23 protein-coding genes are annotated in these 24,476 nt (G+C 68.1%); 21 read left to right on the top strand and 2 right to left on the bottom strand.

Features of this window, described 5'->3' with window-relative positions; translation table 11 throughout:
- Window positions 1-79 precede the first annotated feature (79 nt).
- The 13 genes from ACIA8C_RS17600 to ACIA8C_RS17540 all read left to right on the top strand — a co-directional run bounded on the left by ACIA8C_RS17600 (window position 80) and on the right by ACIA8C_RS17540 (window position 15,911).
- Complete coding sequence (locus ACIA8C_RS17600) at window positions 80-1,036, top strand: aspartate carbamoyltransferase catalytic subunit (RefSeq protein WP_397135767.1); 957 nt, start codon at window positions 80-82, stop codon at window positions 1,034-1,036.
- Window positions 1,033-2,340, top strand: a complete 1,308-nt coding sequence (locus tag ACIA8C_RS17595) for a dihydroorotase (protein WP_397135765.1) — start codon at window positions 1,033-1,035, stop codon at window positions 2,338-2,340. Before ACIA8C_RS17600 ends, ACIA8C_RS17595 begins: the two co-directional genes overlap by 4 nt.
- On the top strand, window positions 2,341-2,853 hold the full coding sequence (locus ACIA8C_RS17590; protein WP_397135763.1) for a transporter: 513 nt from the start codon (window positions 2,341-2,343) through the stop codon (window positions 2,851-2,853).
- Window positions 2,850-4,013, top strand: coding sequence for a glutamine-hydrolyzing carbamoyl-phosphate synthase small subunit (carA, locus tag ACIA8C_RS17585; RefSeq protein WP_397135761.1), 1,164 nt, complete (start codon window positions 2,850-2,852; stop codon window positions 4,011-4,013). The genes ACIA8C_RS17590 and carA overlap by 4 nt, the downstream gene beginning before the upstream one ends.
- Complete coding sequence (carB, locus tag ACIA8C_RS17580; protein ID WP_397135759.1) at window positions 4,013-7,339, top strand: carbamoyl-phosphate synthase large subunit; 3,327 nt, start codon at window positions 4,013-4,015, stop codon at window positions 7,337-7,339. Before carA ends, carB begins: the two co-directional genes overlap by 1 nt.
- Window positions 7,340-7,358: 19 nt before the next feature.
- Window positions 7,359-8,183, top strand: coding sequence for an orotidine-5'-phosphate decarboxylase (gene pyrF / locus ACIA8C_RS17575; protein ID WP_397136545.1), 825 nt, complete (start codon window positions 7,359-7,361; stop codon window positions 8,181-8,183).
- Between the two features lie 612 nt (window positions 8,184-8,795).
- The gene (mihF, locus tag ACIA8C_RS17570) at window positions 8,796-9,116 is read left to right on the top strand and encodes an integration host factor, actinobacterial type (protein ID WP_014986450.1); all 321 of its coding nucleotides are present in this window, start codon (window positions 8,796-8,798) and stop codon (window positions 9,114-9,116) included.
- Between the two features lie 8 nt (window positions 9,117-9,124).
- Window positions 9,125-9,709: a guanylate kinase gene (gmk, locus tag ACIA8C_RS17565; RefSeq protein WP_397135757.1), complete on the top strand. Its 585-nt coding sequence runs from the start codon at window positions 9,125-9,127 to the stop codon at window positions 9,707-9,709.
- A 57-nt stretch (window positions 9,710-9,766) separates the two neighbouring features.
- On the top strand, window positions 9,767-10,048 hold the full coding sequence (rpoZ, locus tag ACIA8C_RS17560) for a DNA-directed RNA polymerase subunit omega (RefSeq protein ID WP_397135755.1): 282 nt from the start codon (window positions 9,767-9,769) through the stop codon (window positions 10,046-10,048).
- 39 nt (window positions 10,049-10,087) lie between these two features.
- Entirely contained in the window at window positions 10,088-11,311 is a 1,224-nt protein-coding gene (coaBC, locus tag ACIA8C_RS17555) for a bifunctional phosphopantothenoylcysteine decarboxylase/phosphopantothenate--cysteine ligase CoaBC (protein WP_396991004.1), read from the top strand.
- A 214-nt stretch (window positions 11,312-11,525) separates the two neighbouring features.
- The gene (gene metK, locus ACIA8C_RS17550) at window positions 11,526-12,737 is read left to right on the top strand and encodes a methionine adenosyltransferase (RefSeq protein ID WP_396991002.1); all 1,212 of its coding nucleotides are present in this window, start codon (window positions 11,526-11,528) and stop codon (window positions 12,735-12,737) included.
- 15 nt (window positions 12,738-12,752) lie between these two features.
- Complete coding sequence (locus tag ACIA8C_RS17545) at window positions 12,753-15,410, top strand: primosomal protein N' (protein WP_397135753.1); 2,658 nt, start codon at window positions 12,753-12,755, stop codon at window positions 15,408-15,410.
- A 102-nt stretch (window positions 15,411-15,512) separates the two neighbouring features.
- Entirely contained in the window at window positions 15,513-15,911 is a 399-nt protein-coding gene (locus ACIA8C_RS17540; RefSeq protein WP_397135751.1) for an SSI family serine proteinase inhibitor, read from the top strand.
- Here ACIA8C_RS17540 and ACIA8C_RS17535 read toward each other — a convergent pair.
- Window positions 15,908-16,012 carry a hypothetical protein gene (locus ACIA8C_RS17535; RefSeq protein WP_397135749.1) on the bottom strand — a complete coding sequence of 35 codons (105 nt, stop codon included), beginning with the start codon at window positions 16,010-16,012 and terminating at the stop codon, window positions 15,908-15,910. The genes ACIA8C_RS17540 and ACIA8C_RS17535 overlap by 4 nt on opposite strands.
- An 82-nt stretch (window positions 16,013-16,094) precedes the next feature.
- Here ACIA8C_RS17535 and ACIA8C_RS17530 point away from each other — a divergent pair, with 82 nt between their 5' ends.
- Together ACIA8C_RS17530 and ACIA8C_RS17525 are read left to right on the top strand one after the other, a co-directional pair.
- Window positions 16,095-16,700 (top strand): TetR/AcrR family transcriptional regulator, encoded by a 606-nt coding sequence (locus ACIA8C_RS17530; protein WP_397135747.1) that lies wholly within the window; start codon window positions 16,095-16,097, stop codon window positions 16,698-16,700.
- Window positions 16,697-17,392: a hypothetical protein gene (locus ACIA8C_RS17525; RefSeq protein ID WP_397135745.1), complete on the top strand. Its 696-nt coding sequence runs from the start codon at window positions 16,697-16,699 to the stop codon at window positions 17,390-17,392. The genes ACIA8C_RS17530 and ACIA8C_RS17525 overlap by 4 nt, the downstream gene beginning before the upstream one ends.
- A 6-nt stretch (window positions 17,393-17,398) precedes the next feature.
- Here ACIA8C_RS17525 and ACIA8C_RS17520 read toward each other — a convergent pair whose 3' ends face one another.
- Complete coding sequence (locus tag ACIA8C_RS17520; RefSeq protein WP_397135743.1) at window positions 17,399-18,244, bottom strand: SDR family oxidoreductase; 846 nt, start codon at window positions 18,242-18,244, stop codon at window positions 17,399-17,401.
- Between the two features lie 79 nt (window positions 18,245-18,323).
- Here ACIA8C_RS17520 and ACIA8C_RS17515 point away from each other — a divergent pair, with 79 nt between their 5' ends.
- The 6 genes from ACIA8C_RS17515 to ACIA8C_RS17490 all read left to right on the top strand — a co-directional run bounded on the left by ACIA8C_RS17515 (window position 18,324) and on the right by ACIA8C_RS17490 (window position 24,336).
- Complete coding sequence (locus ACIA8C_RS17515; RefSeq protein ID WP_397135741.1) at window positions 18,324-18,908, top strand: TetR/AcrR family transcriptional regulator; 585 nt, start codon at window positions 18,324-18,326, stop codon at window positions 18,906-18,908.
- 103 nt (window positions 18,909-19,011) lie between these two features.
- Complete coding sequence (locus ACIA8C_RS17510; RefSeq protein ID WP_397136543.1) at window positions 19,012-19,662, top strand: PadR family transcriptional regulator; 651 nt, start codon at window positions 19,012-19,014, stop codon at window positions 19,660-19,662.
- 115 nt (window positions 19,663-19,777) lie between these two features.
- Window positions 19,778-20,731 carry an esterase/lipase family protein gene (locus tag ACIA8C_RS17505; protein ID WP_397136541.1) on the top strand — a complete coding sequence of 318 codons (954 nt, stop codon included), beginning with the start codon at window positions 19,778-19,780 and terminating at the stop codon, window positions 20,729-20,731.
- A gap of 149 nt (window positions 20,732-20,880) precedes the next feature.
- The gene (gene def, locus ACIA8C_RS17500; protein WP_397135739.1) at window positions 20,881-21,480 is read left to right on the top strand and encodes a peptide deformylase; all 600 of its coding nucleotides are present in this window, start codon (window positions 20,881-20,883) and stop codon (window positions 21,478-21,480) included.
- Window positions 21,480-22,403, top strand: a complete 924-nt coding sequence (gene fmt / locus ACIA8C_RS17495; RefSeq protein ID WP_397135737.1) for a methionyl-tRNA formyltransferase — start codon at window positions 21,480-21,482, stop codon at window positions 22,401-22,403. The genes def and fmt overlap by 1 nt, the downstream gene beginning before the upstream one ends.
- A gap of 622 nt (window positions 22,404-23,025) precedes the next feature.
- Window positions 23,026-24,336: an RsmB/NOP family class I SAM-dependent RNA methyltransferase gene (locus ACIA8C_RS17490; protein WP_397135735.1), complete on the top strand. Its 1,311-nt coding sequence runs from the start codon at window positions 23,026-23,028 to the stop codon at window positions 24,334-24,336.
- The last annotated feature ends 140 nt before the right edge of the window (window positions 24,337-24,476 follow it).

The following is a 24,476-nucleotide window of genomic DNA, read 5'->3' as shown; positions in this document are numbered from 1 at the left end:
TGAGTGAGCGCAGCGAGCGAACCGATAACACAGCGGCCTGGTGCCGAACGACGGAGCCGAGCGTCAGCGAGGTGGAGTCGTGAGGCATCTGCTTACCGTTGGTGATCTTGATCGCGCGACCGCGACGGAGTTGCTGGACGAGGCCGAGCGCTTCGAGCAGGCCTTACTCGGCCGCGAAGTACACAAGCTGCCGACGCTGCGCGGACGCACCGTGATGACGGTGTTCTACGAGAACTCCACCCGCACCAGGGTGTCCTTCGAGGTGGCGGGCAAGTGGATGAGCGCTGACGTGATCAACGTCAGCGCCAGCAGCTCCTCGGTCTCCAAGGGCGAATCCCTGCGCGACACCGCGCTCACCCTGCACGCTGCGGGCGCGGACGCGCTGATCGTGCGGCACCCGGCTTCCGGTGCGGCACACCAGATCGCGCGTTGGATGGACGCCTGGGCGCTCTCGTCGGGTAACTCCGGGCCTGCCATCATCAACGCGGGTGACGGCACCCACGAGCACCCCACTCAGGCATTGCTCGACGCGCTGACCCTGCGTCAGCGGCTCGGCGATATCGAGGGCAAGCGGGTCGTCATTGTCGGTGACATCCTGCACAGCCGGGTCGCCCGCTCCAATGTCTTTCTGCTGAACACCCTCGGCGCGGAAGTGGTGTTGGTCGCCCCGCGCACCCTGCTGCCGGTCGGCGTGGACGCCTGGCCTGCCAGGATCGCGCATTCGCTGGACGCCGAATTGCCCGGTGCCGACGCGGTTCTCATGCTGCGCGTGCAGGCCGAGCGGATGAACGGCGGCTTTTTCCCGTCGGCCCGCGAATACTCGATCAATTACGGACTTTCCGAACGCAGGCTCGCCCTGCTGGCCGAACACGCGACGGTGCTGCATCCCGGCCCGATGCTGCGCGGCATGGAAATCGCCTCGCCGGTAGCCGATTCCGCGCAGGCCGCGATCTTGCAACAGGTGACGAACGGAGTACACATGCGCATGGCCGTCCTGTTCCGGCTGCTGGTCGGTACGCAGGAGGCGGTGGCATGACGCAACTTCTGATCAAGGGCGCCAAGATCTACGGCGCCGGTGAACCGGTCGACGTGTTGGTCGCCGACGGGGTGATCCGGGAGATCGGTGCCGATCTCGGCGCCGACGACGCGGAAGTCATTGACGCTCAGGGCCAAATCCTGCTGCCCGGCTTCGTCGACCTGCACACGCACCTGCGCGAGCCGGGCCGCGAGGACACCGAGACCATCGAATCCGGTTCCGCCGCAGCCGCACTGGGCGGTTACACGGCGGTGTTCGCGATGGCCAACACCAGCCCGGTCGCGGACTCGGTGGTCGTCACCGATCATGTGTGGCGCCGCGGCCAGGAGGTCGGCCTGGTCGACGTGTACCCGGTCGGTGCGGTCACCGTCGGCCTCGAAGGCAAGCAGCTCGCCGAAATGGGCACCATGGCAAGCGGTGCCGGCGCGGTGCGGATGTTCTCCGACGACGGTCACTGCGTCTACGACCCGCTGCTCATGCGGCGCGCACTGGAATACGCGAACACCCTCGGCGTGCTCATCGCCCAGCACGCGGAGGAGCCGCGACTCACCAAAGGCGCGGTCGCGCACGAGGGCCCCACCGCGGCCCGGCTCGGCCTGGCCGGCTGGCCACGCGCCGCCGAGGAGTCCATCGTGGCCCGCGACGCGCTGCTCGCCCGCGATGCCGGTGCGCGCGTGCACATTTGCCACGCCTCCACCGCGGGCACCGTGGAGCTGGTGAAATGGGCCAAGTCGCAAGGCATTTCGATCACCGCCGAGGTCACCCCGCATCACCTGCTGCTGGACGACTCGCGCCTGGAGACCTACGACGCGGTCAACAAGGTGAACCCGCCGCTGCGTGAGGCATCCGACGCCGCCGCGCTGCGCCAGGCGCTGGCCGACGGGATCATCGACTGCGTCGCCACCGACCATGCCCCGCACGCCGAACAGGACAAGTGCTGCGAGTTCGCCGCGGCCCGCCCCGGCATGCTCGGCCTGGAGACCGCGCTCTCGATCATCGTGCAGACCATGGTCGAACCCGGCCTGCTGGACTGGCGCGGCGTCGCCAGGGTGATGAGCGAGCAGCCCGCCGCGATCGTCGGCCTCGACGAGCACGGCAGGCCGATCGAGGTCGGTGAGCCCGCGAACCTGACGCTGGTCGACCCCGAAGCCAGCTGGACGGTGCGCGCGAAGGAACTCGCCAGCATCTCGAACAACACACCGTTCGAGGACATGACGTTCCCGGCCCGAGTGACAACGACGTTGCTCCGGGGTCGGGTAACTGCTCGCGACGGTAAAGCGGTGGGGATCCGAGGAGGTCCGTAAGTGGAGAGAACACTGTGGGTTATCGGGCTGCTCGCGCTGTTCGCCCTGTGCGTCTGGCTGATGTACCGGGGCTGGCAGAACCGGGCCGCGCGCCAAGAGGCCAGCATCGGTGAATTGCCCACCGTGCCCGCCGATCTCGGTGCACAGGTGCTGGAGCCGACCACCGGACTGTATCTCGGCAGCACCATGGCGCCCAGCTGGCAGAACCGGATCGCGGTCGGCGACTTGGGTTTCCGGGCCACGGCGGAACTCACCCGGTTCGAACGAGGAATTCTGCTCGAGCGCGACGGCGCGACGGTGATCTGGATCCCGCAGGAGTCCATCACCGCGGTGCGCACCGAGCGCGGGCACGCGGGCAAAGTAATGACAGCAGATGGTGTGCTGGTAGTTCGCTGGAAGCTGCCCACCGGAACCGAGATAGATACCGGTTTCCGAGGTGACGACAAGTCGGTGTACCCGGCTTGGACGCGGCAGGCGAACAACAGCACTACGACGGGAGACGACGAGGGATGACGCAACAAGACGCTGCTCTAGTGCTGGAGGACGGCCGGGTTTTCCGCGGTTCGGCCTACGGCGCCGTGGGCGAGACGCTCGGTGAGGCGGTGTTCTGCACCGCGATGACCGGGTACCAGGAGACCCTCACCGACCCCAGCTACCACCGCCAGATCGTGGTTGCCACGGCACCGCAGATCGGCAACACCGGCTGGAACGACGAGGACGACGAGTCCGGCAAGATCTGGGTGGCCGGCTACGTGGTCCGCGACCCAGCGCGCCGCGCCTCCAACTGGCGGGCCACCGGCACGCTGCCCGAGGCGATGCAACGCCAGGACATCGTCGGCATCGCTGGCATCGACACCCGCGCCCTGGTGCGTCACCTGCGCACCCGCGGCTCGATGAAGGCGGGCATCTTCTCCGGTGCCGCCCTCGCCGACACCGACGAGCTGCTCGGCCGGGTCACCGGCCAGCCGTCCATGCTCGGCGCCGACCTGGCCGAAGAGGTGAGCACCGACTCGATCTACACCATCGAAGCCGTGGGGGCGGCGGGCGGGAAAGGCGCTGCCGAACCCCGCTTCACCGTGGTCGCGGTCGACCTCGGCATCAAGACCAACACCCCGCGCATGTTCGCCGAGCGCGGCATGCGGGTGCACGTGGTGCCGTCGAACACCTCGATCGACCAGATCCTCGCGCTGAACCCGAACGGCGTCTTCCTGTCCAACGGCCCCGGCGATCCGGCCACCCAGGACGGCGCGGTCGCGCTGACCGAGGGCGTGCTCGAGCGCGGCCTGCCGCTGTTCGGCATCTGCTTCGGCAACCAGATCCTCGGCCGCGCGCTCGGCCGCAAGACCTACAAGATGAAGTTCGGCCACCGCGGCATCAACATCCCGGTGATCGAGCACGGCACCGGCCGCATCGCGATCACCGCGCAGAACCACGGCTTCGCGCTGGAGGGCGAGCAGGGCGAGCAGTTCGACACCCCGTTCGGCAAGGCCGAGGTCAGCCACGTCTGCGCCAACGACGGCACGGTCGAGGGCGTCCGCCTCATCGACGGCCGCGCGTTCTCCGTGCAGTACCACCCCGAGGCCGCCGCCGGACCGCACGACGCTGCTTATCTCTTCGACCGGTTCGCCGGTCTCATGGAAGGCGGCCCTGCCGCGCAGCGGAAGGGAATCTGATGCCACGTCGTAATGACTTGAAGCACATCCTGGTGATCGGCTCCGGCCCGATCGTCATCGGACAGGCCTGCGAGTTCGATTACTCCGGCACCCAGGCGTGCCGGGTGCTGCGGGCCGAGGGCCTGCGGGTTTCACTGGTGAACTCCAACCCGGCGACCATCATGACCGACCCCGAGTTCGCCGACGCCACCTACGTGGAGCCGATCACGCCGGAGTTCGTCGAGAAGGTCATCGCCAAGGAGCGCCCCGACGCCGTGCTGGCCACCCTGGGCGGCCAGACCGCGCTGAACACCGCGGTCGCGCTGCACGAGAACGGGGTGCTGGCGAAGTACAACGTCGAGATGATCGGCGCCGACTTCGACGCCATCCAGCGCGGTGAGGACCGGCAGAAGTTCAAGGACATCGTCGCCAAGGTCGGCGGCGAAAGTGCCCGCTCCCGTGTCTGTTACACGATGGACGAGGTGCGCGACACCGTCGCCGAGCTGGGCTTCCCGGTGGTGGTGCGGCCTTCGTTCACCATGGGTGGCCTCGGCTCCGGAATGGCCTACAACGACGAGGATCTCGACCGCATCGCCGGTGGCGGCCTGTCCGCCTCGCCGACCGCGAACGTGCTCATCGAGGAATCCATCCTGGGCTGGAAGGAATTCGAGCTCGAGCTGATGCGCGACCGCAACGACAATGTGGTCATCGTCTGCTCGATCGAGAACGTCGACCCGATGGGCGTGCACACCGGCGACTCGATGACCGTCGCGCCCGCCATGACGCTCACCGACCGCGAGTACCAGAAGATGCGCGACCTCGGCATCGACATCCTGCGTGAGGTCGGCGTCGACACCGGCGGCTGCAACATCCAGTTCGCGGTGGACCCGGCCGACGGCCGCCTGATCGTCATCGAGATGAACCCCCGCGTCTCGCGGTCGTCCGCATTGGCTTCCAAGGCAACGGGTTTCCCGATCGCCAAGATCGCCGCCAAGCTGGCCATCGGCTACACCCTGGACGAGATCGTCAACGACATCACCAAGGAGACCCCGGCCTGCTTCGAGCCGACGCTGGACTACGTGGTGGTCAAGGCGCCGCGGTTCGCGTTCGAGAAGTTCCCCGGTGCCGACCCGACGCTGACCACCACCATGAAGTCGGTCGGCGAGGCAATGTCGTTGGGGCGCAACTTCGCCGAGGCGCTCGGCAAGGTGCTGCGTTCGCTGGAGACCAAGGCCGCCGGGTTCTGGACTCAGGACGACGGCGCATGGACTGACGTCGAAGCGATCCTGGCCGACCTGCGCACGCCCATCGAGGGACGCATCTACCAGGTCGAGCGTGCGCTGCGGCTCGGTGCGAGTATCGAAGACGTCGCCGCCGCTTCGGGAATCGACCCGTGGTTCGTCGCCGAGGTCGCCGGTCTGGTCGAGCTGCGCGCGGAGCTCATGGCAGCGCCCGTGCTCGACGAGACGCTGCTGCGCCGGGCCAAGCACTACGGCCTGTCCGACGGGCAGATCGCCGCGTTGCGCCCGGAGTTGGCCGGGGAGACCGGCGTTCGCGCGCTGCGGCACCGGCTCAGTGTCCGTCCGGTGTTCAAGACGGTCGATACCTGCGCCGCCGAGTTCGAGGCCAAGACCCCGTACCACTACTCGACCTACGAGCTCGATCCCGCCGCGGAATCCGAGGTCGCGCCGCAGCGCGAGCGCGACAAGGTGATCATCCTCGGCTCCGGCCCGAACCGGATCGGCCAGGGCATCGAGTTCGACTACTCGTGTGTGCATGCGGCACAGACGCTTTCGCAGGCCGGGTACGAGACGGTGATGGTCAACTGCAACCCGGAGACCGTCTCCACCGACTACGACACCGCTGACCGGCTCTACTTCGAGCCGCTCACCTTCGAGGACGTGCTCGAGGTGTATCACGCGGAAAGCGAGTCGGGGCACGTTACGGGCGTCATCGTGCAGCTGGGCGGGCAGACCCCGCTCGGCCTTGCCCAGCGGCTCACCGACGCCGGTGTCCCGGTGGTCGGCACCAGCGCCGCCGCCATCGACCTGGCCGAGGACCGTGGCGAATTCGGTGACGTGCTCACCGCGGCCGGGCTGCCCGCGCCGAAGTACGGCACCGCGACCACCTTCGCGCAGGCCAAGAAGATCGCCGCGAGCATCGGCTACCCGGTGCTGGTCCGCCCGTCCTACGTGCTCGGCGGGCGCGGCATGGAGATCGTCTACGACGAGAACTCCCTGGAGGGCTACATCTCCCGGGCCACCGAGCTCAGCCCCGAGCACCCGGTGCTCGTCGACCGGTTCCTGGAAGACGCCATCGAGATCGACGTCGACGCGCTGTGCGACGGCGAGGAGGTCTACCTCGGCGGCGTGATGGAACACATCGAAGAGGCCGGCATCCACTCCGGCGACTCGGCCTGCGCGTTGCCGCCGATCACGCTGGGCCGCAGCGACATCGAGGCGGTGCGCCGCTCGACCGTCGCGCTGGCCAAGGGCATCGGCGTCAAGGGCCTGCTCAACGTGCAGTACGCGCTCAAGGACGACGTGCTGTACGTGCTGGAGGCGAATCCGCGGGCAAGCCGTACCGTGCCATTTGTTTCTAAAGCCACGGCGGTGCCGCTGGCCAAGGCGGCCGCGCGGATCATGCTCGGCGCCACCATCGCCGACCTGCGCAAGGAAGGCATGCTGCCGGGCGAGGGCGACGGCGGGCACGTCCCGCTCGACGCGCCGGTGGCCGTGAAGGAGGCCGTGCTGCCGTTCCACCGGTTCCGCAAGGCCGACGGCACCGGCGTGGATTCGCTGCTCTCCCCGGAGATGAAGTCCACCGGCGAGGTGATGGGCATCGACGCCGACTTCGGCACGGCCTTCGCCAAGAGCCAGACCGCCGCCTACGGTTCGCTGCCCACCGAGGGCACCGTGTTCGTCTCCATCGCGAACCGGGACAAGCGCGCCATGGTGTTCCCGGTCAAGCGCCTGCACGACCTCGGGTTCCGCATCCTGGCCACCGAGGGCACCGCGGAGATGTTGCGCCGCAACGGTATTCCGTGTGAACGGGTGCGCAAGCACTCCGACCCGGATACGGTGGACGCCAATGGCGATGCGCCGCAGCCGACCATCGTCGAACAGATCAGGGACGGCGAGATCGACATGGTGTTCAACACCCCGTACGGCAACTCCGGCCCGCGCGTGGACGGCTACGAAATCCGCAGCGCCGCGGTCGGAGTGAACATCCCGTGCATCACCACGGTGCAGGGCGCGGCCGCCGCCGTGCAGGGCATCGAGGCGAGCATCAACGGCGGGATCGGGGTGCGTTCGCTGCAGGAACTGCATTCGGTGTTGCGTGGCTGACCTGGACGGAGTCGATGAGGTGCAGAGTTTTGGCGCTCGATTGCAGCACGCCATGGGGCATTTCGGTCCGGTGTGTGTCGGCATAGATCCGCATCCGGGTCTGCTGGAGTCGTGGGGTCTGACCGCCGACGCGGACGGACTGGAGAAGTTCGCGGAGATCTGCGTCGAGGCCTTCGACGGCCGCGTCGCGCTGGTGAAGCCGCAGGTCGCGTTCTTCGAGACCTACGGCTCGGCCGGAATCGCGGTGTTGGAGCGCACGATCGAGGTGCTGCGGGCCTCGGGCACCCTGGTGCTCGCCGACGCCAAGCGCGGCGACATCGGCTCCACCATGGACGCCTACGCGCACGCCTGGCTCGGCGACGGGCCGCTCGGCTCGGACGCGGTGACGGTCTCGCCGTACCTCGGATTCGGCTCGGTGGCACCGGCTTTGGAGTTGGCCGAGGCCAACAACCGTGGCGTCTTCGTGCTCGCGGCGACCTCGAATCCCGAAGGGGCGCAGGTGCAACGGGTCATCACGGGAGGCGGCCGCACCATCGCGCAGACGATGGTCGACGCGGCCGCCGCCCGCAACGCAGGGGTGGAATTCGGATCGGTCGGCGTGGTGATCGGTGCGACATTGACCGAGGCGCCTGACCTGTCCGCGCTCAACGGGCCGATCCTGATGCCGGGCGTCGGCGCCCAGGGCGGGGGCCCGGAAAACGTCCGTGACCTGGTCCCGGAGGCGATGTTCGCGGCGGCGGTGCCGACCGCCTCGCGGGAGGTGCTGCGCGACGGACCGGGGGTCCCCGCGTTACGCGCCAGAGTGAGCGAACTCCAAGAGACGTTCGCGTTCCTGCGGAAATAACCCACCGAGACCGGCGCGATCGCGCCGGTCTCGGCTCTTTTCCCGGCCGAGTGCGGTCATGTGCACGCGTGCATGTGGTCCGTAGCGGGGTCTGGGTGCCCTGCTGCGCCCGTTTCCCGCCCAAATGGTGCCCAGATGAGCTGACGGGCTCGGATCGGCCCAGAAGCGCGATGTGATCAGTGCAGGTCGACAAACTCGGCCGTGCACCTCGACAATCGATCGGTGTCGGAGTCCGTCCGAATCGGTCGTTCGACCTGTCTGTGGCCCACGACACGCTGAAGGACAACGCGACACGCGGGAATTTTCGAGAAAGTTCCTGGTCGCGCAGGCATGGGTTTGCTGGCGACCCATGTCACGTCATAGCAACCCTCCCGCTAACCTGTGTCAATCGTGAAAACTCCCTGCTGAGGAGGCATTTCGCGATTTCGGCGGTACGATCTGCGCAGCGACAGAGGAGCAGTGCGGATCGCCCCGCTCTCGCGTCTACGGCATCCGGAATCATGCGCTGACCTGGGGGGTGGGTTCGCAATCTGCGGATGCCGTGGGTACGGTCGCTGAGACTGCCGGGTTACCGGCAGGAGTTGATGCAATGAACGATGAGACGGAGGAACCGTGGCCCTTCCCCAGCTGACTGACGAGCAGCGCGCCGCTGCTTTGGAGAAGGCGGCTGCCGCTCGCCGCGCTCGGGCGGAGCTCAAGGAGCGCCTGAAGCGAGGCGGCACCAACCTGAAGCAGGTCCTCACCGATGCCGAGTCCGATGAGATTCTCGGCAAGATGAAGGTGTCGGCGCTGCTGGAGGCTTTGCCGAAGGTGGGCAAGGTCAAGGCAGCGGAAATCATGAGTGAACTGGAGATCGCCCCCACCCGGCGTCTGCGCGGACTCGGCGATCGGCAGCGCAAGGCGCTGCTCGCCCGGTTCGACTTCGACGCCTGATAACGAGGGTGGTCGAACATACGCGAAAGGGTCGGCTGGTTGTACTGGTCGGCCCCTCGGCCGTTGGCAAGTCGACCGTGGTCCGTTGTGTCCGCGAGCGACTGCCGCACCTGATCTTCAGTGTGTCGGCAACGACTCGGGCCCCTCGGCCCGGGGAGGTCGACGGCCTCGACTATCGGTTCGTGTCCAGGGAAGAGTTCGACGCCATGATCACGGCGGGCGAACTACTCGAGTGGGCTGATATACACGGTGGTTTGCAACGTTCGGGCACCCCGGCCGCACCGGTACGGGCCGCCCTCGCAGAGGGTTTGCCCGTACTGGTCGAGGTCGATCTAGAAGGCGCGCGATCGGTACGCAAGGCCATCCCCGAAGCGATCCTCGCCTTTCTCGCCCCGCCCAGCTGGGACGAACTGGTCGCCAGGCTCACCTCGCGGGGCACCGAATCACCGGAAGTGATCGAGCGCAGGCTGGAAACCGCCAGGATCGAATTGGCGGCCTGTGACGAGTTCGACATCGTCATCGTGAACGACGAGGTGACCAGCGCCTGCGAGCAGTTGGTATCCTTGTTCGTTAGCACAAATTCGAGTTCGTAACACAGACCCGGCCGGCTTCACCGGCTGCCAGCCCCCAGACCCGCAGGAGCACCCCTAGTGAGCAGTACGGACAGCAAAGTCGTTCCCGCATACGACACCCCGATCGGCCTCACCAACCCCCCGATCGATGAGTTGCTGGAGCGCACTTCGTCCAAGTACGCCCTGGTCATCTACGCCGCCAAGCGCGCGCGTCAGATCAACGACTACTACAACCAGCTCGGCGACGGCATCCTCGAGTACGTCGGCCCGCTGGTCGAGCCGGGCCTGCAGGAAAAGCCCCTCTCGGTCGCCATGCGCGAGATCCACTCCGACCTGCTCGAGCACGCCGAAGGCGAGTAGCCAGGCGAGTTCTGTGACAACAATTAGGCCGGAGGCGTAGTGACCACACGGATCGTTGTCGGTGTCGGCGGCGGGATCGCCGCGTACAAGGCCTGTTCGCTGGTCCGGCGGTTCACCGAGACCGGACACCAGGTCAGGGTGATCCCCACCGAGGCGGCGATGCAATTCGTCGGCAAGGCAACCTTCGAGGCACTGTCCGGGAACCCGGTGCACACCGACGTGTTCACCGATGTGCCCGAGGTGCCGCATGTCCGGCTCGGCCAGGAGGCGGACCTCGTGGTCATCGCCCCGGCGACCGCCGACCTGATGGCGCGCGCGGCCCAGGGTCGCGCCGACGATTTGCTCACCGCCACGCTGCTGACGGCCCGATGTCCGATCCTGTTCGCCCCCGCGATGCACACCGAGATGTGGGAGCATCCGGCGACCATCGCCAACGTCGCGACGCTGCGCGCGCACGGCGCGATCGTGATGGAACCCGCGTCGGGCCGGCTCACCGGCACCGACACCGGTCCCGGCCGGTTGCCCGAGCCCGAGGAGATCTTCGGGCTCGCCACGCTGCTGCTGGAACGCGCCGACGCCATCCCGCGCGACCTGGAAGGCCGCCGGGTGGTCATCACCGCGGGCGGTACCAGGGAACCGCTGGATCCGGTGCGATTCCTCGGCAACCGCAGCTCCGGGAAGCAGGGTTACGCCCTGGCCCGGGTCGCGGCCCAGCGCGGCGCACACGTCACGCTCATCGCGGGCAACACGATCGAGATGGCCGCGCCCGCGGCCGTCGACCTGGTGCACATCACCACCGCCGAACAGCTCAAGACCGCCGTGGACAAGCACGCGGTCGGCGCCGACGCGGTGATCATGGCGGCGGCGGTGGCGGATTTCCGGCCCACCGATGTGGCCGCGGCCAAGATCAAGAAGGGCGCCGGGGAACCCGACGTCATCGCGCTCACCAAGACCACCGACATCCTGGCCGGTCTGGTGCAGGCGCGTAGCGACGGGCAGTTGGCGGGCACCGCGATCGTCGGCTTCGCCGCCGAGACCGGCGACGAGCACGGCGACGTCCTCACCTACGCGCGGGCCAAGCTGGCGCGCAAGGGGTGTGACCTGCTGGTGGTCAACGCGGTCGGCGAGGGCAAGGCGTTCGAGGTCGACACCAACAACGGCTGGCTGCTCGGTGCGGACGGTACCGAACAGTCGCTCGATCACGGGTCGAAGGCGTTGCTCGCCAGCCGGGTGCTCGACGCGCTCGGCCCGCTGTTGCGCTGAAAACCGTTGTGAGACTGGGATGATGACCCAGTAATCAACCATCGACGGCGCGCTGACCGGGAGACAAATCGGACGAACTGTCTGAGATAGTGGTCTCTCGGGCCGCGGTACGTCGGTGGTTTGCCATAGTCTGGAATGAAGGGTTGCGCGGCAACGGCATCGCGTTACTGTCGCAAACCGAGACGAAATACCCGTTGAGGGAGAGGGAAGAACTGTGCGCACGTCCGGCAGCCGGCTATTCACCAGTGAGTCCGTGACCGAAGGTCACCCGGACAAGATCTGTGACGCTATCAGCGATTCCATTCTCGACGCGTTACTGACCGAGGACCCGCGCAGCCGGGTCGCAGTGGAAACCCTCGTGACGACCGGCCAGGTCCACGTCGCGGGTGAGGTCACCACTTCGGCATACGCCGACATTCCCCGCATCGTCCGGGAAAAGGTGCTGGAAATCGGATACGACTCGTCCGCAAAGGGTTTCGACGGGAACTCCTGCGGCGTGAACATCGCGATCGGCGCGCAGTCGCCCGATATCGCGCAGGGCGTCGACACCTCGCACGAGGCACGCGTCGGTGGGTCCGACGACGAGATCGAGAAGCAGGGCGCGGGCGATCAGGGCCTGATGTTCGGCTACGCGACCACCGACACCCCCGAGCTCATGCCGCTGCCGATCGCGCTCGCGCACCGGCTCTCCCGCAGGCTCACCGAGGTGCGCAAGTCCGGCGTGCTGCCGTACCTGCGGCCCGACGGCAAGACTCAGGTCACCATCGAATACGAGGGTGACCGCCCGGTTCGGCTCGACACCGTCGTCATCTCCACCCAGCACGCGGCCGACATCGACCTGGACAATCTGCTCGCGCCCGACATCAAGGAAAAGGTCGTCGAGGCCGTGATCGCCGACCTCGAGCTGCCCTCGCTGGACACCTCGAACATCCGGCTGCTGGTCAACCCGACCGGCAAGTTCGTGCTCGGCGGTCCGATGGGCGACGCGGGCCTGACCGGCCGCAAGATCATCGTCGACACCTACGGCGGCATGGCTCGCCACGGCGGCGGCGCCTTCTCCGGTAAGGATCCGTCGAAGGTGGACCGTTCGGCCGCGTACGCCATGCGCTGGGTCGCCAAGAACGTCGTCGCGGCCGGCCTGTCCGACCGGGTCGAGGTCCAGGTGGCCTACGCCATCGGCAAGTCCGCGCCGGTCGGCCTGTTCGTGGAGACCTTCGGCACCGAGAAGGTCGACCCGGCCCGCATCTCGGCCGCCATCTCCGAGGTCTTCGACCTGCGCCCCGGCGCGATCATCCGCGACCTCGACCTGCTGCGCCCGATCTACGCGCCGACCGCCGCGTACGGCCACTTCGGCCGCACCGACGTCGACCTGCCCTGGGAGCACACAGACCGGGCGGACAAACTCCGCGCCGCAGTCGGCCTGTAGGCCCGACCGCACCGAGTGAACAAACCCGCGGCGGACACCCCCGCCATCCCGGGGGTCCCGCCGGCGGGCCCCGCAGCCGTGGAGCACCCGATCGCTCGGGTGCTCCCGTTGCTGTCTCCGGCCCACCTGGACCGTGACTTCGACTACCTGGTCCCGCCCGAGCTGGACGCCATCGCCCAGCCCGGCGTCCGGGTCCGGGTCCGCTTCGCGGGACGCCTGGTCGACGGGTACCTGCTGGAACGTCGCGCGCACAGCGACCACAGCGGCAAACTGGTGAAACTCGAACGGGTCGTCTCCGCCGAGCGCGTCCTGACACCCGAGATCGTGCAGCTGGCCACCGCGGTGGCCGCCCGCTACGCAGGCACCCGCGCCGACGTCCTGCGCCTGGCTATTCCGCCCCGTCATGCGCGTACCGAGGTCGGTGGGGCGAAGAAGAAGTCGGCGGATTCTGAAGCTGAGCAAGATGATTCGGCCGCGAAAGCCCCACTCCGGGTCAACTTTATGCCCGATGCAACGTCTCCTGTCGATTCCGCTGATGCTGAGGCAGATTCGGTGACGCAGGCTGCTCCGATCGATGCGAGTTCTAGCACTGCCGCTTCCGACGCGGCAGGTTCCGCAGGGTCGCCACCTGTCCGGCCCGCGCCGTCCGGCGCGAATGTGCCAATGCGGTCGGCAAAGTCATCGAAATCGGTGCCCTCGACTACTGATTACGCTGGTGCCGAAGCTGATTCGATCGAAGTCGATGGGACAGTCGAGGCCACGGCCGAACTGGCTTCCGGGTCGGCGGCGACGCAAGAAGATCCGCGTAGGCAGTCCGGCGGTGTCGCATCGTCAGAGCCGTTGCCCGCTGCTCCATCTGATGGTGACCCCGCAGGCGTCGAGTCTGATTCGGCGATGCGTAGTCGCGCGGTTGACGAGAGTTCTGCCACTGACACCGCGGATGCGGCTAGTTCCGCAGCGGCGCAAGGAGACCCGTCCGAACCGTCGGACGAACCAGGTTCCGAGGAGGGCGGGGGAGAGTCGGGATCGGACGGTGCTGAGCAGGCCGCTGCCCCCGTCGACCATGGGCCTTGGGGGCGATACATTCACGGCCCAGCATTTCTGACCGCGTTGGCGGGTGGGAAGGGGCCGCGGGCGGCGTGGCAGGCGTTGCCGGGGGAGGACTGGCCGCGGCGGTTGGCGGAGTTGGCGGCGGCTGTCGCAGCGGAGGGGCGTAGCGCGATTTTGATGGTGCCGGATCAGCGAGATCTGGATCGGGTGTTGGCGGAATGTACGCGGCTGATGGGGGATTCAGCGGTCGGGCTGTCGGCGGGGCTCGGTCCGGCGGCGCGGTATCGGCGGTGGCTTGCGGTATTGCGGGGGACCGCACGAGTGGTGGTCGGGACGCGTAGTGCGGTGTTCGCACCGGCGAAAGATCTTGGGCTGATCGCGATTTGGGATGACGGGGACGACACCTACGCCGAGCCGCGTTCGCCGTATCCGCATGCGCGCGAGGTGGCGATGCTGCGGTCGCACGAGACGGGGGCGGCGTTCGTCGCGGCCGGATTCGCGCGGACCGCGGAGATCCAGGCGGTAGTCGAGTCCGGCTGGGCGCACGATTTGGTAGCTGACCGAATGGTGGTGCGCGATGCGGCGCCGCGGATCAGCGTGCCCGGCGATACCGATATCGCGATGGAGCGGGATCCGGTCGCGCGCGCGGTCCGCATTCCCGGCGTGGCTTACGCGGCGGCGCGGGCGGCGCTGAAGGAGGGCGCGGGCGTGCTGGTGCAGGTGCCTCGGCGCGGGTACGTCCCATCGCTGGCCTGCGCGAAATGCCGGACCCCGGCCAGGTGCAGGCATTGCAACGGACCGTTGGCACTGCCGGATGGTCGTGCGCGGCACAGTGATTCGCAGGGCGATGCCGCGCACAGCCCGAGCTGTCGCTGGTGTGGCATCACCGAGGCGGCGTTCCGCTGCTCGTCCTGCGGTTCGCGGGCACTGCGTGCCGTGGTGATCGGCGCGACCCGCACCGCAGAGGAACTCGGCCGGGCCTTCCCCGGCGTGCCGATTCGCGGGTCCGGTGGTGGCGCGATGCTCGACACGGTGGAACCCGGCCCCCAGGTGGTGGTCGCGACCGTTGGTGCCGAACCGGTCCTGCCCGGTGGTTACGGTGTTGCGCTGCTGCTCGACAGTTGGGCGCTGCTCAGCCGCGCCGACCTGCGAGCCTCCGAAGACGCGCTGCGCCGCTGGATGACCGCCGCGACTCTAGTGCGCTCGCACGGTCAGGTCATCGTGATGGCCGATCCGGGCATCCCCACCGTGCAAGCCCTGGTCCGCTGGGACCCGGTCGGCCATGCCAGGGTCGAATGCGCGTCCCGCGCCGAGGTCGGCTTCCCGCCCGCCGTCCGCATGGCGGCGGTCGACGGCACCTCCGACTCCATCGCCGAATTACTTTCCGCCACCGACCTTCCCACCGAAGTCGAGGTGCTCGGTCCAGTACCCCTGCCGCCCGGCGCCCGCAAACCCTTCTCCTCCGGCGACACCCCGGCCGAAGTCGAACGAATCCTCCTGCGCGTAGACCGCAAATCCGGTGCCGCCCTAGCCCGCGCCCTCACCGCGGCCCAAGCCATCCGCAGCACCCACCGCTCCGACGCACCACTGCGCGTACAGATCGACCCGGTCGACATCGGCTGACGCCCTGCGAGACGTTGCCGGTCGGCACGCCCGCGGCGTGTCATGCGGCGAGTTAGCCTGCAGTTCACGGGCACGTGCGGGGCGGCGTGATTGAGTGGACCGATGACGACACCCTCGCTTCGCCGCACCTTCGCGACCGCGTGCTTTGTGGTCGTTGCGCTCGGACTGGCGTCCTGTTCCTCGGACGATCCCAAGACGCCGAAGTCCACGCTGAACCTGACCGTCACACCGGCGGCTCCGGGGTCGGCGCCGACGCACGTGACCCTGACGTGCGAGCCGACCGGCGGCGATCACGCCAACGCCGAAGCGGCCTGCACCGCGTTGGCGGCGGTGGGTGGCGACTTCGACAAGCTCACCGGCGATCCCACCGCCGTCTGCGTGCAGGTCTTCGAGCCGGTCGATGCCGCGGTGACCGGCACCTGGCAGGGCAAGCAGGTGGACTGGCGCAAGGCGTTCGGCAACAAGTGTGAACTGAGCGCCCGCACCACCCCGGTCTTCTAGGGCGGGCACCGCCTCGATCTCGCGCTCGACCGTGGCGAGCAACTCAACCGGGCAACCCCAAAGTCGTAGCTGCCGCCGCGTTCCCGATTGCTGTCGCACACCACGAACACCCCGGTGCCGAGCGCGCGTTTGAAGCCCGGTTAATTCTTTAACTGGCCGATCAGTTAATGATACGATCGCCGTATGGCCCGCACCGTCGACCCGAATCGTGTTGCCGAACGCCGCCGCGCCATCACCCTGGCCGCCGCCGAACTGTTCGCCGACCACGGCTACGAACGCACCACGGCCACCCAGATCGCCCGCTCCGCCGGACTCAGCTCGGGCAGCGTCTTCTACTACTTCAAGGACAAGGCCGCCGTCTTCCGCTCGATCTTCGAGCGGTCGATTCCCGAGCACACCGAACTCATCGCGCGCCACATCGACCGAACCGATTGCCTCGCTGCCATTCTCGACATCGTCGACGGCCTGGCCGGCGAGGTGCTGGACCCGTCGGCACCCGGGCTGATGTTCGAACTGCTGCGCCGCCTCGGCCACGACGACGAATTGGCGAAGATCGTGCTGGACGACGCGCGGCTCAGCGCCGAGGCCCTCGCCGCGCTACTCGATCGCGGTATCCATGCCGGGCAGATCGACCCGGGCTTCGAACCCATGGAAACCGCGCGCTGGATTCTCGCCGTCGTCGACGGCGCCTTTCTCAACACTGATCCCGCCGACCCATACGACCCGCGCCCGCTGGTGCGCGCGACCGTGTCCCGGCTGCTGCGACCGATCGAAACGGAGCATCCATGACGACCACCTCCGCGCCCACCGTGCTGCGCTTTTCCAGGGTTTGGGCCTGGCTGTTCGCGGTTGGCGGGCTCGCCGTCGGCTGCGGCATCGGGTTCGCCGTGCATCCCGTCGGCCGCTGGGTCACCGACACCTTCGACGGGAGCCCCGGCCCGCTCAAACTGGCGATGAGCGTGCCGGCGGGGTGGCTCGTTGTGGTCACCACGCTCGTCGGAGCTGTTGCGGGCGTTGTGCTTTACGAGGCGGCCCGCACCGAAAGCCTCGTTCTCACCGTCGCCGACGACCACGTCGAGCTGGTGAAAGATGGTCGCGCGCAGCACGTGCCACGCGAGCGAGTCGCGGCCGTGTTCCGCGAGGGCGCCGACCTGGTGCTCACCGACCGGAACAAACGCCGACTCGCGCGATTCGGCGCAAACGACCTGAGCCGCACCGACATCGAGAACGCTTTCCGCGATCACGGCTATCCGTGGCTGGATCAGAACGACCCGTTCGGCCCGGACTACATCCGCTGGGTCGAGGGCCGCCCGGAGACCGGGCAGGCCATCGACACCGCCCTGCGCGCCCGTCGGCGCGCGCTCGCCGACGAAAAGCCCCTCGACGTCGAAGAACTCGACGAGGAACTGCTCGAACTCGGCATCGACGTCCGGGATCGCCGGGGGGAGCAGCACATTCGAGTCTTCGACCTCTCGGGCTAGCACCGCTCAGGCGAACACGGCCCGATTGCGCTGTGCCCACTCGGCATAACTCGCGGGCAGCCGGCCGAGTACACGCCGTACGTCCGGGCTGATTTCCTGCTCGGCGGCGGTCGGTTCGCCGAGAATCGACAGCGTGTGCTCGACCACCGGTTCGGGCATGAATTGCGACATCCCCGTATACGCCTGCGCCCGAGTCAATTCCACGAATCGGACCGGTGCGCCGAGCGCGGCGCCGATCGCCTCGGCCTGCTCCCGTGGCGTGCTCAGGGTGGGTCCGGTCAGCGTGTAGATCTGCTCGGCGTGCCCGTCCTCGGACAACGCGGCGGCCGCCACCGCGGCGATATCGGCCGGATCGATGGACGGCAAACCGATCGCACCGAACGGTGCCGCCACCGTCCGCTCGGCCCGCACGGATTCCGCCCACGCATAGGTATTGGCGAAGAAGCCCGACGGCCGCAGGATGGTCCAGTCCAACCCGGACCGTTGAATGGCCTGCTCGTAAGCGGTCAGCCGGGCATACCCATCGGTACCGGCCCTGGTTGCCACGCCCTGCGACGACACGAACACCACCCGCCGGACACCGCCCGCCGCGACGACCTCCAGCACTCGCTCGGGATCCGGCCCACTCATCAGCTGCTCGCCGGTGACGAGCAGAAACAGTGCGTCGGCACCCGCGACGGCAGGGGCGAGGCTGTCCGGATCGGCCAGATCGGCGACCACTGAGCGCACACCGTCAGGCCATTCGACGTCCCTGCTGCCGCGCGAGACCGCGGTGACCTCCTGACCTGCCTCGGCCAGGTCCCGCACGAGGTGCGCGCCGATATTTCCCGTTGCTCCGGTAACCACGATCATCTTGCTCACTCCATTTAGTTAGTTGGCTGACTTAAATGAAGCTATCGGATGAACACCCAGCATGTCTATAGTTAGTTACGTGACTAACTCAGCAGCCCAGGATCGCCCGAAGGGTGGTAAACGCGAGCGACTCGGCGCCGCCGCGGCTCGCATGTTCCACGAGCAGGGGGTCGAGAAGACCACCATCGCCGACATCGCGCGCGCCGCCGACGTCCCGGTCGGCAACGTCTACTACTACTTCAAAACCAAGGACCAGCTGGTCCGGGCCGCGATCGGCGCGCACGACCAGGCGCTGAGCGTCCTGATCGCGATGCTCGAACAGCTGCCGACGCCAGCGGATCGGCTCAAAGCGCTGATCGGCGGCTGGGTCGATGAGCGCGAGACGGCCGCCCGGTTCGGTTGCCCGTCGGGCACCCTCGCCACCGAGCTGGACAAGCGCGCGGACGGCCTCGACCGCGAGCTAGCGGACGTCATGCGCCAGCTGGTCGACTGGATCGAGGGGCAGTTCGAGGCCATGGGCCGCCCGGACGCCAGGGAGCTCGCCGTCGCACTTTTCGCCGCGTACCAGGGAATTTCGTTGCTCACCAACACCTTTCGTGAGCCGGATCTGATGGTGACGGAAGGGGATCGGCTGGCGCGCTGGATCGACTCGCTGGTGCCGTGAGCCGCTGGGCCCTCAGGATTTCTCGAATCGACCCTTGCGTTCGATGCATTGGCGATATATCGTCGATAACATGAAACGAACACGAGAGCCTGAGGAGGCATTCATGGAAAACCAAGGACATCGAGAATTCGGACGGCGCGGCCCCTGGCAGCGTCAGGGCGAGGACGTAGATCCCCGTCAGCGATTCCGCCGCGGCGGACGGCACGGTCACGGTCCCGACTTCGGACCGGGCTTCGGCCCAGGTTTCGGGCCAGGCTTCGGCCCGCACTTCGGTCGCGGTCGAGGCCGCGGCGGTCGTGGCAGGCGCGGCGACGTGCGGGCGGCAGTCTTGCTGCTGCTCACCGAGCGGCCGATGCACGGCTACGAGCTCATCCAGCAGATCCGCGAGCGCAGCGACGACGTCTGGCGTCCGAGCCCGGGGTCGATCTACCCCGCGCTGGCACAGCTGGAGGACGAGGGCCTTGTCCTCATCGAGAAGGTCGCCGGGCGCAAGACGGCCCAGCTGACCGAGACGGGCACCACTTACGTCACCGAGCACAAGGACGAACTGGGTGACCCGTGGGCGGACGTCAAGGAAGACGTTGGCGCGCAGGCCATCGACCTGCGGGAACTCGTCGGTCAGCTGATGGGCGCGGTCGCGCAGGTCGCGCAGGCCGGTACGCCCGGTCAGGCGGCCAAGGCGGCGGAGCTGCTCACCGAGACCAGAAAGTCCCTTTACCGAATCCTGGCCGAAGATGAGACCCCCGAAAAGTAACGGGGGGTGAAACACCCCGCTGGAGCGCGCATTTGGGGCGGGTTCAGTAGATCATTGTGAGATGCGACAGTTTCGGGGTTTGTGGGTTTGGGGAATTTCACACTTGGGTAGGGTGATGCTGGTCGCCGCACTCGCCATAGTTGCGATCGTTGGCGCCGGTGCGGCACAGGCCGCGCCGACCGGCTACCGCCCACCCGAGATCCCCACCCAGCCCGGCCCGCCGCAGTCCGATCATCTCGGCGCGGCAGCGTATCTGAAGAATCATACGAACGTGGTTCCGTTGCGCACCAATGATTTCGGCTGCAAGCCGAACGCCGCGCACCCGCGGCCGGTGGTGCTCGCACACGGCACCGATTCCAACGCCTATTCGGACTACTCGGCCATCGCGCCGCAGATCGCCGCCGCCGGATTCTGCGTTTTCGCGCTCAACTACGGCGGCAGCCCGGGGGCCGACAGCTACGGCACCGAGGACGTGGTGCTCAGCTCGTACCAGATCGGCGACTTCGTCGACCAGGTGCTCGCCGCGACCGGCGCCACCCAGGTCGACCTGGTCGGCTTCTCCCAGGGCGCCACGGTGACCCGGTTCTATGTGAACAAGCTCGGTGGCGCGCCGAAGGTCGGCAAGTGGATCGGCCTCGCGTCACCGAGCTACGGCGGGGTGATGTACGGACTGGTGCCCATCGTGCAGGCGGTGCCGGGCGGATTGCAGGCGTTCGCGCGGGTGACCTCGCTCGCCGCGGTGCAGCAGGCGCAGGGTTCGCAGGTCATGGTCGAGCTCAACGCGGGCGGGGACACCGTGCCAGGGCCGAAGTACACGACGATCGGCAGCAAGGTCGACGAGATGATCCAGCCGAACAGCAACATCGCCTTGCGCGGGCCCGGTGCGGAGAACATCTCCTTGCAGGATCGGTGCCCGGTCGACCTGACCGGACACTTCCACATGGTTTACGACCCATACGTGCAGCAGCTGCTGCTGACCGTGCTGGATCCGAGCATCCCGGCGCCGGTCTGCCGTCCGGTGATGCTCGGCACCGGTATTCCGGAAGTGATCATCGCCGGGAACTCGTGAGAGAGCCGGGCGCAGGGCGGCCGGGCGGGGGACAGCTCACCCCGACCGACCGCAATGGAGTTCTACCAGCTTCGGGCTGCTGGATCGGGGACATTCGGTCGTCTCACTAGAATGAGACGACCGTGTTCGTCCGCTTCCGGGAGTTTGCCGTGACCATTCAGCCTGTTCGCCTGTTCGGCGATCCCATTCTGCGCGCCCGCGCGGCGGAGGTCACCGCATTCGACCGGGACCTGCAGCAGCTGGTGACCGACCTGACCGACACCATGCACGACGATGGTGGCGTCGGCATGGCCGCACCGCAGATCGGAGTGGGGTTGCGTGTTTTCGTGTACGACACTCGTGACGCCGTGGGGCATCTGGTGAACCCGCGGTGGGAAGTGGTCGGTGACGAGGAGCAGGTCGGGCCCGAGGGCTGCCTATCGATTCCGGGGGTGCGCTACGACACACGGCGCGCGTTGCGGGTGCGGGCGACCGGCGTCGACATGCACGGTGCGCCGGTCGAATTCACCGCCGAGGGACTGCTCGCCCGGTGTGTGCAGCACGAGACCGACCATCTCGACGGTGTGCTGTTCATCGATCGGCTCGACCCGGCCGATCGCAAGGACGCGATGCGGACCATTCGTGAATCCGATTGGTTCAGTGCGGGTGTGACGGCGCGACCGTCGCGGTCGGCCGGGGGGACGGCGGCCGGCGGGGTGGGTATACGCAGTGGTTCGGGTCAGGCCAATCCGTTCGGGCGAGGTCGCTGATGCGCATCGTCTTCGCGGGCACGCCGGATCCGGCCGTGCCCTCGCTGCGGCGGTTGATCGAATCCGATCGCCACGAGGTCATCGCCGTGGTGACCAGGCCCGACGCCGTCGCCGGTCGCGGGAGGAAGGTGACGAGATCACCGGTCGGACTGCTGGCCGACGAGCACGGAATTCCGGTGCTCACGCCGCGCCGACCGTCCGAACCCGAGTTCATCGAACAGCTCACCGAGCTGGCCCCCGACTGCTGTCCGGTGGTGGCCTACGGTGCGCTGCTGCCGCAGCGGGTGCTCGACATCCCCCGGCTCGGCTGGATCAACCTGCACTTCTCGCTGCTGCCCGCGTGGCGCGGTGCGGCGCCGGTGCAGGCCGCGATCGACGCGGGCGACGAGTTCACCGGCGCGTCCACCTTCCAGATCGAGGCCGGGCTCGACACCGGTCCGGTGTTCGGCATGGTGACCGAGAAGATCGCCGTCACCGACACCGCGGGCGGGCTGCTCGATCGGCTCGCCATCAGCGGCGCGCAACTGCTCGAAGCGACCCTCGATGGAGTGGAAGACGGGACCCTGCAAGGGGTTCCGCAGGCCACCGAGGGCGTCTCGCACGCCCCCAAGATCACCGCCGACGCCGCGCACATCCGCTGGGATCTGCCCGCGCTCGCCATCAACCGCCGCATCCGCGCCGTCACCCCGGCCCCCGGCGCGTGGACCGAGGTCGATGGCAATCGACTGAAGCTCGGTCCTGTCGAAATGGTCGAGGAAGAGCTGCCACCGCGGCGCATCGAGGTCCGCAAGTCCGGTGTCTACGTCGGCACCGCAACGACGGCCCTGCGCCTGGATCAAGTTCAGCCGCAAGGCAAACGCATGATGGCGGCCCTCGACTGGGCGCGCGGCGCGCGATTGCAGCCGGGCGCGGTGGTCGAGTGACGATCCTCGATCGTCAGACCCGAGCGCGGCCGATGGCACGCGGTCTTTCTATCCGTGGCGATGCGCCGCGACCTCGACGAGAGCGGTGGAGCATGACAGCACGATGCGGGATTACCCTGGCCGACGGGGCTGGTTTCGAGCAGCGCGCGGTGGTCGAATGACGCCCCCGGAACGCAAGCGCGGCAACGAGTCTCGCGAGTCTGAGCGTTCGCGTGGTGATCGGTCGAACGGTAGCGAATCGGGGCGCGGGAGTGCGGGCGCTAGAGCGAATAGTGCCCGTGCGGGAGGCGCGCCGCGACAGTCTGCCCCACGGCGCGAGGACTCTCGCGGAGGGCCAAGCGGCGCGAATCAGCGCCCTGCACGGGCGAAGTCGGGCAGTTCCGACGAGCTGAATGGTGACCGCCCGGCGCGGCGGACGGGATCGTCGAAGCCGAGCGGAAGCGGCGCTCGGACCTCGGCGGGCCGATCGGAATCGGGCCGGGGCGGGGCGGTTCGAGGTGGTTCCCGCTCGGAGCAGGCCGGTCGGCCCGCCGCGTCGGCGAAACGTGGTGGCGGATCGAAGGATCGGGGAACTGCCTCGGGTGGACGTCCTGGTGCGAGCGATTCTGTCGACGCGCCTCGGATGGTCGCGCGTGATGTGTTGCGGGCGGTGCGGGAGCGGGACGCGTACGCGAATCTTGTGCTGCCCGGGCTGCTTCGGGAGCGGCGGATCACGGGGCGGGACGCGGCGTTGGCGACTGAGCTCACCTATGGGGCGTGCCGTTCGCGCGGGTTGCTCGACGCGGTGATCGAGGCGGGAGCGGGGCGGCCGATCGCGGAGATCGATGGGCCGTTGCTCGATGTGTTGCGGCTCGGGGTTTATCAGCTGCTGCGGACTCGGATCGGAGCGCACGCGGCGGTGGATACCTCGGTCGCTTTGGCGCGTGCCGAATTCGGTGCGGGCAAAGCGGGATTCGTGAACGCGGTGCTGCGGCGCGCCGGGGAGAAGACGGTCGAGGAGTGGGTGCAGCAGCTCGCGCCGTCGGATCCGGTGGGGCGGTTGGCATTCGAGTTCGCGCATCCGGTGTGGATCGCGCAGGCATTCGCCGACGCGCTCGGCGCACGGGCGGGTGAGCTGCGTGACGCGCTGGCCGCCGATGACGCGCGGCCCGCGGTCCATCTGGTTGCCCGGCCCGGTGAAATCACCGCCGAAGAATTGGCGCTGGTCACAGGTGGTGAAGAGGGCCGTTGGTCGCCGTACGCGGTCTATTTGGACGGCGGCGATCCCGGCAAGCTCGAACCGGTCCGCGACGGCATGGCCGGCGTGCAAGACGAAGGGAGTCAGCTCGTCGCGCTCGCGCTGACCCGCGCGCCACTGCGCGGGCCGGACGGCGGCCGCTGGCTGGACCTGTGTGCCGGGCCGGGCGGCAAGGCCGCACTGCTCGGCTCCCTCGCCGCGATCGACGGCTTCCGCGTCGACGCGGTCGAACCCGCCGAACACCGAGCCGAACTCGTCCGCAAGTCCGTGCACGGCCTGCCCGTCGACGTCCACGTCACAGACGGTCGCGACAGCGGACTCACCCCCGGCTACGACCGCATCCTGGTGGACGCGCCATGCACCGGCCTCGGCGCACTGCGCCGCCGCCCCGAGGCCCGCTGGCGCCGCACCCCCGCCGACGTCGCCGAACTGGTCACCCTGCAGCGCGAATTGCTCACCGCCGCATGGGATCTTCTCCGCCCAGGCGGCGTCCTCCTATACTCCACCTGCTCCCCCCACCTCTCGGAAACCGTAGTAGTCGTAGCCGACGCCGTCCGCCGCCTAGGCGCCGAACAACTCGACACCCGAGACCTCCTCCCCGGCGTCACCGACATCGGCGACGGCCCCACCGCCCAACTCTGGCCGCACCGCCACGGCACCGACGCCATGTTCATGTCCGCCCTCCGCAAACCCTGACCCACCGCGCCGGGCGTGATCGAGGGGGAACTGGTGCTGTTCGGTTCTTGGGCGGATTCACGCGGTCGATGCAACAGTGGGTGGTTTGGTGAGTATGTCATTGAGGATGTGGATGGGTGTGCGGAAGCCGTGACGTTTGC

It is taken from the genome of Nocardia sp. NPDC051321, from assembly GCF_044455225.1.
GTDB lineage: Bacteria > Actinomycetota > Actinomycetes > Mycobacteriales > Mycobacteriaceae > Nocardia.
Note: the sequence above shows the minus strand (reverse complement) of the source record. Positions and strands in the feature narration are given on the sequence as shown.

Excerpts from the sequence above, each read along its gene's own strand:
- fmt (WP_397135737.1), top strand. The coding sequence starts at position 21,480 with ATGCGCATCGTCTTCGCGGGCACGCCGGATCCGGCCGTGCCCTCGCTG.
- ACIA8C_RS17520 (WP_397135743.1), bottom strand. The coding sequence starts at position 18,244 with ATGATCGTGGTTACCGGAGCAACGGGAAATATCGGCGCGCACCTCGTG.
- carB (WP_397135759.1), top strand. The coding sequence starts at position 4,013 with ATGCCACGTCGTAATGACTTGAAGCACATCCTGGTGATCGGCTCCGGC.
- ACIA8C_RS17540 (WP_397135751.1), top strand. The coding sequence starts at position 15,513 with ATGACGACACCCTCGCTTCGCCGCACCTTCGCGACCGCGTGCTTTGTG.
- carA (WP_397135761.1), top strand. The coding sequence starts at position 2,850 with ATGACGCAACAAGACGCTGCTCTAGTGCTGGAGGACGGCCGGGTTTTC.
- ACIA8C_RS17595 (WP_397135765.1), top strand. The coding sequence starts at position 1,033 with ATGACGCAACTTCTGATCAAGGGCGCCAAGATCTACGGCGCCGGTGAA.
- ACIA8C_RS17510 (WP_397136543.1), top strand. The coding sequence starts at position 19,012 with ATGGAAAACCAAGGACATCGAGAATTCGGACGGCGCGGCCCCTGGCAG.
- ACIA8C_RS17525 (WP_397135745.1), top strand. The coding sequence starts at position 16,697 with ATGACGACCACCTCCGCGCCCACCGTGCTGCGCTTTTCCAGGGTTTGG.
- ACIA8C_RS17490 (WP_397135735.1), top strand. The coding sequence starts at position 23,026 with ATGGTCGCGCGTGATGTGTTGCGGGCGGTGCGGGAGCGGGACGCGTAC.
- ACIA8C_RS17505 (WP_397136541.1), top strand. The coding sequence starts at position 19,778 with ATGCTGGTCGCCGCACTCGCCATAGTTGCGATCGTTGGCGCCGGTGCG.
- ACIA8C_RS17530 (WP_397135747.1), top strand. The coding sequence starts at position 16,095 with ATGGCCCGCACCGTCGACCCGAATCGTGTTGCCGAACGCCGCCGCGCC.